We start from the raw sequence: 215 nt of genomic DNA on the forward strand, positions 1-215 counted from the left end.
AGCGTAATAGCTCACTGATCGAGTCGTCCTGCGCGGAAGATGTAACGGGGCTAAGCCATATACCGAAGCTGCGGATGCACATTTATGTGCATGGTAGGAGAGCGTTCCGTAAGCCTGCGAAGGTGCGTTGAAAAGCGTGCTGGAGGTATCGGAAGTGCGAATGCTGACATGAGTAGCGATAAAGGGGGTGAAAGGCCCCCTCGCCGTAAGCCCAA

1 rRNA gene is annotated in these 215 nt (G+C 54.4%); it reads left to right on the forward strand.

The window, feature by feature from the left end:
* Nucleotides 1–215 (forward strand): 23S ribosomal RNA (locus tag AB4Y44_RS43095); the annotation flags it as partial.

Source organism: Paraburkholderia sp. BR10937, assembly GCF_040965695.1.
GTDB lineage: Bacteria > Pseudomonadota > Gammaproteobacteria > Burkholderiales > Burkholderiaceae > Paraburkholderia.